Origin of the sequence: Cellulomonas sp., assembly GCF_035634735.1 — a bacterium.
Classification (GTDB): domain Bacteria; phylum Actinomycetota; class Actinomycetes; order Actinomycetales; family Cellulomonadaceae; genus Cellulomonas.
In genome coordinates this window covers 24,206-37,053 of record NZ_DASQCJ010000197.1, presented here as the reverse complement: position 1 = coordinate 37,053, position 12,848 = coordinate 24,206, and the positions used below count along the sequence as shown (strand labels likewise).

The following is a 12,848-nucleotide window of genomic DNA, read 5'->3' as shown; positions in this document are numbered from 1 at the left end:
GTCCGCCGCGCGGTGCTCGACGCCGAGATCCTGGTCGTCGCCACGCCGACCTGGGTCGGCCACCCGTCGTCCGTCGCCCAGAGGATGCTGGAGCGGATGGACGCGATGATCTCCGAGACCGACGACGCCGGCCGCCCGGTGGCGTACAACCGGGTCGCCGGGGTGGTCGTCACCGGCAACGAGGACGGCGCGCACCACGTGATCTCGGAGATCGCCGGCGGGCTGGTGGACATCGGGTTCACGATCCCGCCGCAGGCCTGGACGTACTGGAACCGCGGGCCGGGCCCCGGACCGGACTACTCCGGCACGGACGAGGGCCACGAGTGGAGCCGCTCGACCGGGCGCGCGATGGCGCAGAACCTGGTGGGCGTGGCCCGCGCGCTGGCCGCCACGCCGCTCGGCCCGCCCGCGTCCTGACGCCGGCGGCGCGCGTCGGCGCGGCCCGCCCGGCACGCCCGCGCGCCGCCCGGGAACCGCAACGGCCCCCGGGAGCGCTGCTCCCGGGGGCCGATCGGGTGCGGCGGTGCCGGCCGAGCCGCCCCCTGCGGGCTCGGACGGTGCCGCCGCGCGCCGGCCGGTGCCCTCCACACCCGCCGTGCGCGTCACCCGTGTAGTCCGCAGGGAACGACGATCCGTCACGTCGCGATCGTGTGACCTCGATCACATCCTGTCACGGGCAGTCACAGCTTCAGGTCGAGGACCACCCGGCCGTCGATCGCCCCGGTCTCCATGCGCGCGAACACGTCGTTCACCGCGTCGAGCGGCCGCAGCTCGTACTTGGTGCGCACCAGCCCCCGGGCGTAGAAGTCGACGGCCTCCTGCATGTCGAGCCGGGTGCCGACGATCGACCCGCGCACGGTGAGCCCGCGGAGCACGGTGTCGAAGATCGACAGCGGGAAGGTGCCCGGCGGCAGCCCGACGAGCGACACGGTCCCGCCGCGGCGCAGCATCGACAGCGCCTGCGGGAACGTCGACTCGCTGACCGCCGTGACCAGCGCCGCGTGCGCGCCGCCGACCAGGTCGTGCACGGCCTCCCCCGGGTCGCCGTCCCGGTGGTTCACGACCAGCTCGGCGCCGTACTCCAGCGCGGACGCGCGCTTGGCCTCCGAGCCGGTCACCGCGATCACCCGGTAACCCATCGCCGCGGCGTACTGGATCGCCAGGTGCCCGAGCCCGCCGATCCCGGAGACCACGACCCAGTCCCCCGGCTTCGCGTCGGCGACCTTGAGGCCCTTGTAGACCGTGACCCCCGCGCACAGCACGGCCGTCACGCCGGCCGCGTCGACGCCCTCGGGGATGCGGGGGGCGTACCGCGCGTCGACGAGCATGTACTCGGCGAACGAGCCGTCGACGGAGTAGCCCGAGTTCTGCTGCCCGGTGCACAGCGTCTCCCAGCCGCGCAGGCAGTCCGTGCACGTGCCGCAGGCCGTCGCCAGCCAGGCGTTGCCCAGCCGGTCGCCCACGCGGACCCCGCGGACCTGCGAGCCGACCGCGACCACGCGGCCCGACCCCTCGTGCCCGGGCACGAACGGCGGCGCCGGCTTCACCGGCCAGTCGCCGCGCGCGGCGTGCAGGTCGGTGTGGCACACGCCGGAGTAGTCGACCTCCACCAGGGCCTCGTGCGGCCCCGGCACCGGGACCGGGCGCTCCTCGACGACCAGCGGGGCACCGAGGTCGCGGACGACCGCGGCCTTCATCATCTCGGGCACAGCAGCTCTCCTCACGCCGCGCGTCCACCGCCTTGTGAACGCTGTCACGAGAACGTAGCGCCGCGCCCCGGCCCCGCAGCAGGGACCGAGGACCCACCGCCGCCCCCGGGATGCGGGCCGCGAGGGCTGCTGCGACCGTGGGGGTCATGACCAGCAGACTCGTGCTCGTCCGCCACGGGGAGAGCGAGGGGAACGTCGCCGCGACCCGCGCCGAGCGGGCCGGCGCCCAGACCGTCGGCGTGCCGTGGCGCGACGCCGACACCCCGCTGTCCGCCACCGGCGAGGAGCAGGCCCGCGCGCTCGGCGCCCACCTCGCGACGCTGCCGCCCGACGAGGCGCCCGAGGTGCTCTGGTGCTCGCCGTACGTCCGGGCCCGCCGGACCGCCGAGCTGGCGCTCGAGAAGGCCGGCCTGCCGCTGCGGACCGTCGTCGACGAGCGGCTGCGGGACCGGGAGCTCGGCATCCTCGACGGCCTCACGAGCCACGGCGTCGACGCCCGGTTCCCCGACGAGGCCGCGCGCCGCGACCGGCTGGGCAAGATGTACTTCCGGCCGCCGGGCGGCGAGTCCTGGGCCGACGTCGCGCTCCGGCTGCGCTCGGTCGTGGGCGACGTCGAGCGGCGCGAGGCGGGCCGGCGGGTGCTGGTCGTCTGCCACGACGCCGTCATCTGGCTGCTGCGCTACGTGTGCGAGGGGCTGACCGAGGACGAGCTGATGGCGCAGGTCGCGGAGCACAGCGTGCGGAACGCCTCCGTGACGGTCCTGGTCGGGGGGCCGGAGGGCTGGCGCGCCGAGGTCGTCGACGACGTGGCGCACCTGGGCGGCGCCGAGGTCACCGAGCACCCGGGGCAGGGCGATGACTGACCCGACGCCGCTGACCCCCGCGCTGCTCCGCGGCTGGCCGCTGCCCGCGCGGGACGGCACCAAGGACGTCCGCGGCGGCGTGCTGGTGGTCGGCGGGGCGCGCCGGACCCCCGGCGCCGCGGCGCTCGCCGGCCTGACCGCGCTCCGGATCGGCGCCGGGCGGCTGACCCTGGCCGTGGCCGGGTCGGTGGCGGCCGCGCTGGCCGTGGCGACGCCCGAGGCCGGCGTGCTGGCGCTGCCCGAGGACGCCGACGGGTCCCCCACCGGCGCGACCCCGCCGCACCTCGCGGCCGAGCTCGAGCGCGCCGACGCGGTCGTCGTCGGCCCGGGCCTGGACGAGCCGGAGGGGGCAGCGGGCCTGGTGCGCGCGGTGCTCGGCGCGCTCGCCGACCGGGACGCCGCCGTGCTGCTCGACGCCTTCGCGCTCGGCGTGCTGCCTGGCCTGCGCGACGAGGTGACGCTGCCCGAGGGGCGCGTCGTGCTCACGCCGAACACCACCGAGGCGGCGCGGCTGCTCGGCGTGGACGAGGTCGACGCGGACGACGCGGCCGCCCGGGTGGCGGACCGGTGGGGCGCGGTCGTCAGCTGCGCCGGGACCATCGCGCACCCGGACGGGCGCCGGTGGGCCTCGGCGACCGGCTACCCCGGGCTCGGGACGTCAGGCAGCGGCGACGTGCTCGCCGGCGCCGTGGCGGGGCTGCTCGCCGGCGGCGCCCCCGCCGAGCAGGCCGCCTGCTGGGGCACCGCCGTCCACGGCTCCGCCGGCGACCGCCTGGCCGCCCGCGTCGGACCGCTGGGCTACCTGGCGCGCGAGCTGGCGGACGAGGTCCCCGCCGTCCTGGTCGAGCTGCAGGCCTGAGGGCGCGGCGCCCGCGTCGGACCCCGGGTCCCCGCCGCCCGCCTCGGCCACCCGGTCCGCGCCGACGACGTAGCGGAACTGGGTCACGGTGGGCTCGTCGATGCCGGCCGCCTCGGAGCGGAGGGTGACCTCCTCGTGCCCGGACATCCGGCCCGTCCCGCCGTCGACCAGCAGCACCTGCACCACGTCGGGCCCGGCGGGCCCACCGGGGATGCCGAGCGCCACCGCCCGCCGGCCGGTCCGGTCGGTCACCTCGCCCGCGAGCGTCACGCCCGGCTCGTCGGCGAGGACCCGCCACAGCGCCGACTCGAACGACGACGGCAGCACGTACGGGTCCGACACGATGGCGGCCGCCTGGTAGAGGCACCACGCGGCGTACGTCGTGTCGGGGCCGCAGCCGATCGCCGCGCCGCCGGCCGCCTCGAGCAGCTCGCCGCGCAGGGTCGCCGGGTCGTCGGACATCGCGGTGAACAGGTCCGGGTCGAAGGTGCCGGCGGGGATCCGGTCGACCGACGCGTCCGCCGGCGTGGTGTCGACCGCCTCGAGCCGGCCGTCCTCGCCGAGGTGCTGCCCGCGCCACTCCATCGCCACCAGGGAGCCGTCGGGGCTCAGCCAGGTCTCCCGGACCACCGGGTCGACGGTCGACGTCGTGCTGCCGTCCCCGCCCACGGTCGAGCTGAGGTACCAGGCCTGGGCCAGCACGTGCTGCACGTCGCCCGCGGGCGCGGGGTCGGGGCGGTCGCCCGCGGCGTCGGCGAGCTCGAGCAGGGTGTCGCGCGCCGGGTCGCCGGCGCCGGCCGCGAGCTCCTCGGGCGTCACCGGGTACGCCAGCATCGGCGGGGAGCCGCTGGCGACGGCGGCGGGCGGGTCGTGCAGCGGGAGCAGGGCGAGCACGGTGCCGCCGACGGCCGCCGCGGCGACGCCCGCGGCGGCGGCGACCCAGCGGCGGGCGCGGCGCGCGGCGCGCAGGGGGACGACCGGGGCGGCGGGGCCGTCGGCGGCGGCCGGGTCGCCGGGCGGCGGGACGGCCGGGCCGGTGCCGCGGTCGGCCTCCTCCGGCGCGTCGGGGGCGGCCGGGTCCGTCGCCAGGATCCGGGCCAGCAGGTCCTCGTCGCCCGGGTGGGCCGCGGGCGCGGGGGTGCCGGCGCCGTGCGCGGCGAGCAGCGCGCGCAGGGCGTCCGCCTCGGCGAGGGCGCGGGCCCGCGCGGCGTCGCGGTCGTCGTCGGTCATCGGTCCCTCCCCCCGGGTCCTGCGGCGTGCGTCGTGCCGCCCTGCGTCGTGCCGCCCGTCGTCCCGTCGGGCGTCGTGCCGTGCGTCGTGCCGTCGAGCGCCGCGGCCAGCCGGGCGCGGGCCCGGGACAGCCGCGAGGTGAGCGCGGTGAGCGAGCAGCCGAGCACCTCGGCCGCCTCGCTCGGCGTGAGCCCCGCCCACACGGTCAGGGACATCGCCTCGCCCTCGGCCGGCGGCAGCTGCGCCAGCAGCCGCCGGGCCAGGTCGTCGCCGGCCAGCCGGTCCGACGGGTCCGCGACCGGGGCCCGGGTGGGCTCGGCCGCCGCGACGCCCGCGACGGTGCGCAGCTGGCGGCCGCGCTGCTCGTGGACGTGCTTGATCTTGTTGCGGGCGACGCCGAACACCCAGGGCCGCAGCTGGTCGTCCGCGGCGGGCGCGTCGGCCCAGCGGCGCCAGAGCACCAGGAAGGTCTCGGCGACCACGTCCTCCGCGAGGTCGTCCGGGACCTGGCGGCGGGCGAAGCCGCGCACCTGCGGCGCGAGCAGGCGGTAGGCAGCGGCGAACGCCTCGGCGTCGCCGTCGCCCGCGGGGGCGCCGTCCGCGCCCTCGCCGCCCCCTGCCCCCACGTCGTCCTCAGGTCGTCCGTCAGCATGTCGTCGGGCCCATCGTACGGACCGAGAGGCTGCCCACGGACGTCGTGGGCGTCTGCGTCCCCGCGTTCCAGCAGACCACGCTGCCGGTGCCGCCCGCGCCCGAGTAGGTGTAGACGTCGACGCCCATCCGGTTCCAGACCGAGCCCGCGCCGGCGACCGCCGTGGCCTGGAGGCCGGTGGTCCCGGTGGACCAGAACGCGCCGGAGTAGCCGGCGCCGCTCCAGAGGCAGAACCGCCCGGTGCCGCACTGGCTGGCGCTGTACGCGGTCACGTCCCCGGGCCCCGCCGGGTCGTCGTCCGCGGCGCCGGCGGGCCCGGCGAGCGCGGACAGCGCGAGCGCGGCGACGCCGACGAGGGCGGCGCGGAGCCGGCGGGCGGAGGTGGGCTGCACATGAGGTGTCATCCCGACATGGTCGGAGACCGTCACGTCTCGTTGCTGTGAGATGCGTCACAGGGGGGAGGCGCGTGGCAGAGTCGGGCCCCGTGACCGACCGCTACGCCCCCGACGACCACCTGGGCCACCGCTCGCTGCTCGTCGCCGCCGCCTACGTGCTCCTGCTCCGCGGGGAGGACGTGCTGCTCCAGCTCCGCCGCGGCACCGGCTACATGGACGGCCGGTGGGCGACGCTCGCCGGCCACGTCGACCCCGGCGAGTCCGTCCACGAGGCGGCCGTGCGCGAGGCGGCGGAGGAGGCGGGCGTGCGGCTCGACCCGGCGGACCTGGAGCCGGTGACCACCCTGCACCGGTTCGAGCGCGGCGGCCCGCAGGTCGAGCAGCGGTGCGACGTGTTCTTCGTGGCCCGGCGCTGGGCCGGCGACCCCGCGGTAGCGGAGCCGGACAAGGCCGCCGAGATGCGCTGGTTCCCGCTCGGCGCGCTCCCCGGGCTGGTGGTGCCGCACGAGCGGCTGGTGCTCGAGGGCGTCCGGGACGGCGGCCTGCCCGCGGTCGTGTCGCTGCCGTCCTGACGCGCGCGCCGGCCCGCGCGCCGGCCCGCGCGCGCCCGCCCCGCGCGCCGGCCCGCGGTCAGGGCAGCCGCAGCTCCGCCCGCAGGCCCGGCGCGCCGTCGGCGCGGTCGGCGAGCACCACGTCGCCCCCGTGCTCGCGCGCCACCTCCCGGGCGATCGCCAGCCCCAGGCCGCTGCCGCCGCCCGGCCGCGCCCGCGCCGCGTCGAGCCGCACGAACCGCGCGAACGCCCGCTCGCGGTCGGCGGCGGGCACCCCCGGGCCGTCGTCGACGACCGCGACCAGCCCGTCCGCGACCTCGACCCGCACCGACCCCGCCGCGTGCCCGATCGCGTTGTCGACGAGGTTGCGCACCACCCGGCCCAGCGCCGCCGCGTCCCCGCGCGCCCGCCCGGCGCCGACCACCTCGACGGCGACCGGCGCGCCCGGCGCCGCCGCCCCGGCGCCCCCGGCCACCGCGAGCGCCGCCGCCTCCCGCGCGACCGCCCCGAGGTCGACCCCCGCGTCCGGCACCGGCCGCGACCCGAGCCGGGCGAGCAGCAGCAGGTCGTCCACCAGCGCCTGCATCCGGCGCACCTGCTCGCCCAGCCCGTCGACCAGCTCCCCGGGCGCGTAGGCCTCCGGGTGCGTGCCGGCGACCTCGAGCTGGGCCCGGAGCGCCGCCAGCGGGGTGCGCAGCTCGTGCGCGGCGTCCGCGACGAACGCCCGCTGCCGCCCGGCCGCCTCCTCGAGCCGGTCGAGCATCTCGTTCAGGGTCCGCGCCAGCGCGCCCACCTCGTCGTCGGTGCCGGGGTCGGGCAGGGAGCCGGGGCCGCCCGCGCGGGCCACCTGCGCCGCCGCGGACCGCAGCCGCTCGACGGGCCGCAGCGCCCGGCCCAGCGCGACCCAGATCGCGGCCGCGAACAGCGCGGTGAGCGCCGGCACCACGCCGGCGAGCGCGAGCCGCAGCGCCCGGACCAGGCCCTCGACCTCGGCGACCGGCACCGTGGCGACGACCAGGGTCCCGTCGGGGGCGCCGGCGGGCGCGACCACGGCCACCCGCGCCGCGCGGTCGTACCCGGACGCGTCGGTGCCGCCGACCACGGCCACGCCCGGCGCCGCCGCGGCCGGCCCGGCCAGGTCGGCCAGCGCGTCGCCGCCCAGCACCGGCAGCGTCCGGCTGGCCGTCGGCGACGAGGCCACGACCCGGCCGCCGGCGTCGAGCACCTGGACGATCTCGCCCGGCTCGGCCACCGGCAGCGCGTCGGGCACCTGGTCGCTCGCCACCAGCGCGGCGACGGTCCCCGCCCGCGCCCGCACCACCTCGTCGAGCGCCGCCACCCGCCCGCGGGACAGCACGGTGCTCAGCACGACCGCCCCCACCACCAGCGCGGCGCACAGCAGCCCCGCCGTCAGCACGGTGAGCCGGGCGCGCAGCGACCACCGGGCCCGCCGCGGCCGCCCCGGCGTCACCCCGCGACCCGGTAGCCCGCGCCCCGGACGGTGGCGATCGCCTCCCGGCCGAGCTTGCGGCGCAGGTAGCCGACGTACACCTCGACCACGTTGCCGTCCTCGCCGGGCCCGTCCCAGACGTGGTCCCGCAGCTCGACCTTGCCGACGACCCGGTCCGCGTGCCGCATCAGGTACTCCAGCAGCGCCAGCTCCCGCCCGGTCAGCTCGACCGGCTCGCCCGCCCGGGCGACGGTGCGCGCGGCCGGGTCGAGCACCAGGTCGCCGACCGCCAGCACCGCGGGCCGCACCTGCGGCGGGCGGCGCAGCAGCGCCCGGATCCGGGCGACCAGCACGACGAACGAGAACGGCTTGGTCAGGTAGTCGTCCGCCCCGACGTCCAGCCCGTCGGCGACGTCGTGCTCGCCGTCCTTCGCGCTGAGCAGCAGCACCGGCGTGGTGACCCCGGCGGCGCGCAGGTCGGTGACGACGTCGTAGCCGTTGCGCCGCGGCAGCATCACGTCGAGCACGATCGCGTCGTAGTCCCGGTCGGTCGCCAGGCCCAGCCCGGCCGCGCCGTCGTAGGCCACGTCGACGGCGAACCCCTCGGCCGTCAGCCCGCGGCGCAGGGCGTCCACCAGCCCGCGCTCGTCGTCCACCACCAGCACCCGCACCCCCGCAGCATCGCACCGCCGGCGGTGCGCGGCGGCCCGTGGCGGCGCGGCGTTCTCAGCGCCGCCTCAGCCCCGGTGGCGCACAGTGGGGTCATGGCCGACACCGAGCGCCCCCGCCGCACCCTCTCCCCCCGCGCCCGCTGGGCCGTGCCCGGGGTCGTCGCCGTGGCGGTGGCCGCCGCGGTCGGCGTCCCGGCGCTGGCCTCGTCGGGCGACGCCGACCTCCCCGCCGTCACCCCGCAGGAGCTGCTGAGCAGGGTCGCCGACGCCGAGCCGACGCCGGTGCAGGGCACCGTCGTCTACACCGCGCGCCTCGGCCTGCCCGAGCTGCCGGCGGAGATGACCGGCGCCGACCCGCTGAACCTGCTCGGCGGCTCGTCCACGCTGCGGGTCTGGTCCGACGGCGCCGAGCGCTCCCGGGTCTCGCTGCTCGGGGCCACCTCGGAGTACTCAGTCGTGCACGACGGGGCCGAGGCCTGGACCTACTCGTCGACCGACGACGCGGTCACGCACTACACGCTCGACCCGGCGGACGTGGCCCGCTACCAGGCGCTCGCCGACCGGGCCGCCGCGGGCCCCGGCGCGGACCTGCCGACCCCCGAGGCCGCCGCCGCGCAGGTGCTCGCGCTCGCGGAGCGGGACGCGGACGTCTCGGTCGACAGCCCGACCACCGTCGCCGGGCGGGACGCCTACCAGCTCGTGGTCAGCCCGACCGACGACGCCACGCTCGTCTCGCGCGTCGTCGTCGCGGTGGACGCCGCGACCTCCCAGCCGCTGCGCGTGCAGACCTGGTCGACGTCCGACGGCGCGGCCCCCTCGCTCGAGGTCGGGTTCACCGACGTGCAGCTCACCGCGCCGGACGACTCCGTGCTGGCGTTCTCCGCGCCCGCCGGCGCCACCACCGAGGAGGTCGTCGTGCCGCTGCCGGACGTGCCGGAGGACGCCCCCGAGCCGGGCACCGTCCCCGCCCTCCCCGAGGGCGTGGCCGTCTCCGGCTCCGGCTGGTCCACGATCGTCACCCTGAGCGACGTCGACGTCGCGGGACTGGTCGGCGGGGACGCCGCCTCGCTGGCCACCGTCCCCGGCGCCGAGCGCGTGCTCGGCTCCGAGGAGGCGCAGGACCTGGTGCAGCAGTTCGTCCCGAGCGACGAGGACGGCACCCCCGGGCGCCCGTCGCTGGACGCCACGGCGCTGTACGACCAGCTCACCACCGCGGTCCCCGAGGGCCGGCTGCTGAGCTCGACCCTGCTGTCGGTGCTGATCACGGACGACGGCCGGGTGCTGGTCGGCGCCGTGCCGGCGGACGCGCTGCGCGCCGCGGCATGAGCGAGCCGCACCTGGACGGCGACCTGGCCGTCCGGACCGCGGGGTTGACCAAGCGGTTCCGGAGCGGCCAGGTCGCCGTCGACGGTCTCGACCTGGCCGTGCCCCGCGGCGCCGTGTACGGGTTCCTCGGGCCGAACGGGTCCGGCAAGACGACCACCATCCGCATGCTGCTGGGCCTCGCGCACCCGACCGCGGGGCGCGCCTGGCTGCTCGGCGCCGCGATGCCGGAGCAGGCCGCGCGCGTGCTGCCCCGGGTCGGCGCGCTGGTCGAGGGCCCGGCGTTCCACCCGTACCTCTCGGGCCGCGCGAACCTCGCGCGGCTGGACGCCGGCGACGCCACCGCCGACCCGCGCACCAGCCGCCGGCGCGCCGACGCCGCCCTGGACCGGGTCGGTCTCGGCGCGGCGGCGACCAAGCCGTACCGGCAGTACTCGCTCGGCATGAAGCAGCGGCTCGGCCTCGCCGCCGCGCTGCTGCAGCCGCGCGACCTGCTGGTGCTGGACGAGCCGACCAACGGCCTCGACCCGCAGGGCACCCGCGAGGTGCGGCACCTGGTGCGCGAGCTCGCGGACGGCGGCGCGACCGTGCTCGTGTCGTCCCACCTGCTCGCCGAGATCGAGCAGGTCTGCACGCACGTCGGGATCATGAGCCGCGGGCGGCTGCTGCTGCAGGGCGAGCGGGCCGCGCTCACCGACCGGGAGGGCGCCCGGCTGGCCGTGACCACCCGCGCGGCGCAGGCCGACGCGGCGGCGGAGGTGCTCCGCGGGCTCGGCCTCGCCGAGGTGGCGCGCGACGGGCGGGCCCTGCCGGGCGGGGCGGGGACGGCGCGGCTCACCGCGGCGCTCGGCCCCACGCCCCCGGAGAAGGTGTCGGCCGCGCTCGTGCACGCGGGGGTCGACCTGGTCGGCCTCGAGGTCGACCGGCCGAGCCTCGAGCAGGTGTTCGTCGAGCTGACCGGGGAGGGCTTCGATGTCGCGCGCTGAGGTGCTGGACGCCGCGGAGGACTCGCGGGTCGCCGCTCCCCCGCCGGTCGCGTTCGCCCGCCTGCTGCGGTCCGAGCTGCGCCTGGTGCTGGGCAGGCGGCGCAACCTGGTGCTGCTCGCCGGGCTCGCGCTGGTGCCGGTCGTCATCGGGACCGTGCTGCTCGTCACCCGGGACAGCGCGCTGTCCGGGCAGGGCCCGGCGTTCCTCGCCCAGGTCACCGGCAACGGGCTGTTCCTGGTCGTCGCCGCGCTGTTCCTCTGCCTGCCGTTCCTGCTGCCGCTGTGCATCGGCATCGCGTCCGGCGACGCGGTCGCGGGCGAGGCGTCCGCCGGCACGCTCCGCTACCTGCTCGTGGTCCCGGTCCCCCGCACGCGGCTGCTGCTGGTCAAGGCGCTGGCCGCGCTGGCGTTCGCCGCGGCGGCGGTGCTCGCGGTCGCGGTGACCGGGCTGCTGATCGGGGCGGCCTACTTCGGCGTGCACGACGTGGTGCTGCTGTCCGGCAGCACGGTCCCGGTCGGCGAGGGCGTCGTCCGGGTCGCCGGGATCGTCGCCTACGTCGGGCTCTCGCTGACCGGGCTGGTGGCCGTCGGGCTGTTCTTCTCGACCCTCACCGAGGTGCCCGTCGGCGCGATGGCGGCGACGGTCGTGGTCGCCGTGGTGTCGACGGTCCTCGACTCGCTCCCGCAGCTCTCGGCGATCCACCCCGGGCTGCTCACGCACCACTGGTTCGACTTCGCCGAGTTCCTGCGGGTGCAGGTCGACTGGGGCGTGGTCGGGACCGGGCTCGCGGTGCAGGCGGCATGGGTGGCGGTGTTCGGGACGCTCGCGTGGGCGCGGTTCACCACCGCCGACGTGACGTCCTAGGCCAGCAGGCCCACCACGGTCGCGACGACCGCGAGCAGCGGGAACGCGCCCTGCACGGCGGCGGCCCGCGCCTTGCCCGGCGACGACAGCACCAGCACCAGCGCCGCGGCGAGCATCGACCCGGTGCCGGCGAGCACCAGCGCGGCACCGACGGCGTCGGCGCCGGTCGCCGTCGCGACCACCCCCGCCGCCGCGACCACCGCGAGGAACAGGTTGTAGAAGCCCTGGTTGAACGCGAGCTCCTTCGTGGCCTCGGCGCCCTCCGGCGTGGTGCCGAACGTCGCGCGGGTCCGCGGCGCCGTCCAGGTCAGCGACTCGAGCGTGAAGATGTACACGTGCACCAAGGCCGCGAGCGCGGCGAGCACCAGTCCGGCGGCGATCATGGGCGCCAGTCTGCCGCGCCGGCCGCGAGCGCGGGGCCTTGTGACGCACGCCGCACCGGCGTAACGTACAACCACATGGTTGTACGTCAGCTGGACCCCGCCGAGGTGGACCGGGTGTTCGCCGCGCTGGCCGACGCCACCCGCCGCGACATCGTCACGCAGGTGCTGCGCCGGGAGGCGTCGGTGACCGCCCTCGCGCGCTCCTACGAGATGAGCTTCGCCGCCGTGCAGAAGCACGTCGCCGTGCTCGAGCGGGCGCACCTCGTGACCAAGCAGCGGCACGGCCGCGAGCAGGTCGTCCACGCCGACGTCGCGACCATCCGGGCCGCCGGACGGCTGCTCGACCGGTACGAGGAGATCTGGCGCGGCCGCATCGACCGCATGGCGGACCTCCTCGGCGAGACGCGAGAAGGGGACGACTCATGACCGTCGTGGACACCATCAAGGACACCGACGCGCTGACGCTCACCGTGGTCACCGAGCTCGACGCCACCCCCGAGCGGGTGTGGCGGCTGTGGTCCGACGCGGACCAGCTCGGGCGGTGGTGGGGTCCGCCGTCGTGGCCGGCCACCTTCACCGCCCACGACCTCACCCCCGGGGGCACCTCGAAGTACCACATGACCGGCCCCGACGGCACCGAGGCCCACGGCTGGTGGCGGGTGCGCCGCACCGACGAGCCGCGGTCGCTCGAGCTCGAGGACGGGTTCGCGGACGCGGACGGCAACCCGGACGACTCGCTGCCGGTCACGGTGATGCGGGTCGACCTGACGCCGGCGGGCGCGGGGACGCGGATGACGATCACCTCGCAGTTCGCGACCGCCGAGGCGCTGGAGCAGGTGCTCGGGATGGGGATGGCCGAGGGCATGCGCGAGGCCGTCGGGCAGATCCCGGCGCTGCTCGCGGAGGGCTGA

The 12,848-nt window shown here is 77.9% G+C and carries 15 protein-coding genes; 9 read left to right on the top strand and 6 right to left on the bottom strand.

From position 1 onward, the window contains the following. Positions 1-417, top strand: a 417-nt coding sequence (locus VER05_RS16270; protein WP_324846360.1) for a flavodoxin family protein, incomplete at its 5' end; no start/stop codon positions are given. A 263-nt stretch (positions 418-680) separates the two neighbouring features. Here the strand turns inward: VER05_RS16270 and adhP are convergent. Beyond that, positions 681-1,700 carry an alcohol dehydrogenase AdhP gene (adhP, locus tag VER05_RS16265; protein ID WP_324846362.1) on the bottom strand — a complete coding sequence of 340 codons (1,020 nt, stop codon included), beginning with the start codon at positions 1,698-1,700 and terminating at the stop codon, positions 681-683. Between the two features lie 155 nt (positions 1,701-1,855). On the opposite strand from adhP, the gene VER05_RS16260 reads away from it, so the two are divergent. After that, positions 1,856-2,572, top strand: a complete 717-nt coding sequence (locus VER05_RS16260) for a histidine phosphatase family protein (RefSeq protein WP_324846359.1) — start codon at positions 1,856-1,858, stop codon at positions 2,570-2,572. Beyond that, positions 2,565-3,431 (top strand): NAD(P)H-hydrate dehydratase, encoded by an 867-nt coding sequence (locus VER05_RS16255; protein WP_324846358.1) that lies wholly within the window; start codon positions 2,565-2,567, stop codon positions 3,429-3,431. Before VER05_RS16260 ends, VER05_RS16255 begins: the two co-directional genes overlap by 8 nt. A gap of 1,226 nt (positions 3,432-4,657) precedes the next feature. Here VER05_RS16255 and VER05_RS16250 read toward each other — a convergent pair. Further along, a complete protein-coding gene (locus VER05_RS16250; RefSeq protein WP_324846357.1) occupies positions 4,658-5,287 on the bottom strand; it encodes an RNA polymerase sigma factor in 630 nt (209 codons plus the stop codon). A gap of 19 nt (positions 5,288-5,306) precedes the next feature. Further along, positions 5,307-5,717, bottom strand: a complete 411-nt coding sequence (locus VER05_RS16245) for a peptidase inhibitor family I36 protein (RefSeq protein ID WP_324846356.1) — start codon at positions 5,715-5,717, stop codon at positions 5,307-5,309. Positions 5,718-5,797: 80 nt separating this feature from the next. Between VER05_RS16245 and VER05_RS16240 the strand changes: the two genes are divergently transcribed. Continuing rightward, the gene (locus tag VER05_RS16240) at positions 5,798-6,280 is read left to right on the top strand and encodes an NUDIX domain-containing protein (RefSeq protein WP_324846355.1); all 483 of its coding nucleotides are present in this window, start codon (positions 5,798-5,800) and stop codon (positions 6,278-6,280) included. Between the two features lie 58 nt (positions 6,281-6,338). Here the strand turns inward: VER05_RS16240 and VER05_RS16235 are convergent, their stop codons facing one another. Together VER05_RS16235 and VER05_RS16230 are read right to left on the bottom strand one after the other, a co-directional pair. Further along, positions 6,339-7,730: a HAMP domain-containing sensor histidine kinase gene (locus VER05_RS16235; protein ID WP_324846354.1), complete on the bottom strand. Its 1,392-nt coding sequence runs from the start codon at positions 7,728-7,730 to the stop codon at positions 6,339-6,341. Further along, a complete protein-coding gene (locus tag VER05_RS16230) occupies positions 7,727-8,380 on the bottom strand; it encodes a response regulator transcription factor (protein ID WP_324846353.1) in 654 nt (217 codons plus the stop codon). Before VER05_RS16230 ends, VER05_RS16235 begins: the two co-directional genes overlap by 4 nt. A 93-nt stretch (positions 8,381-8,473) precedes the next feature. On the opposite strand from VER05_RS16230, the gene VER05_RS16225 reads away from it, so the two are divergent. From VER05_RS16225 to VER05_RS16215, 3 genes are read left to right on the top strand one after another with little or no spacing between them, the layout of a single operon-like run. Next, complete coding sequence (locus tag VER05_RS16225) at positions 8,474-9,706, top strand: hypothetical protein (protein WP_324846352.1); 1,233 nt, start codon at positions 8,474-8,476, stop codon at positions 9,704-9,706. Further along, on the top strand, positions 9,703-10,689 hold the full coding sequence (locus tag VER05_RS16220) for an ABC transporter ATP-binding protein (protein ID WP_324846351.1): 987 nt from the start codon (positions 9,703-9,705) through the stop codon (positions 10,687-10,689). Before VER05_RS16225 ends, VER05_RS16220 begins: the two co-directional genes overlap by 4 nt. Further along, positions 10,676-11,554 (top strand): ABC transporter permease, encoded by an 879-nt coding sequence (locus VER05_RS16215; RefSeq protein WP_324846350.1) that lies wholly within the window; start codon positions 10,676-10,678, stop codon positions 11,552-11,554. Before VER05_RS16220 ends, VER05_RS16215 begins: the two co-directional genes overlap by 14 nt. Here the strand turns inward: VER05_RS16215 and VER05_RS16210 are convergent. Beyond that, positions 11,551-11,937: a DUF1304 domain-containing protein gene (locus VER05_RS16210; RefSeq protein ID WP_324846349.1), complete on the bottom strand. Its 387-nt coding sequence runs from the start codon at positions 11,935-11,937 to the stop codon at positions 11,551-11,553. The two genes, VER05_RS16215 and VER05_RS16210, sit on opposite strands and share 4 nt — an antisense overlap. Before the next feature lie 75 nt (positions 11,938-12,012). Between VER05_RS16210 and VER05_RS16205 the strand changes: the two genes are divergently transcribed. Both VER05_RS16205 and VER05_RS16200 read left to right on the top strand, forming a co-directional pair. Continuing rightward, positions 12,013-12,363, top strand: a complete 351-nt coding sequence (locus VER05_RS16205) for a metalloregulator ArsR/SmtB family transcription factor (protein WP_324846348.1) — start codon at positions 12,013-12,015, stop codon at positions 12,361-12,363. Further along, positions 12,360-12,848: an SRPBCC domain-containing protein gene (locus tag VER05_RS16200; RefSeq protein WP_324846347.1), complete on the top strand. Its 489-nt coding sequence runs from the start codon at positions 12,360-12,362 to the stop codon at positions 12,846-12,848. The genes VER05_RS16205 and VER05_RS16200 overlap by 4 nt, the downstream gene beginning before the upstream one ends.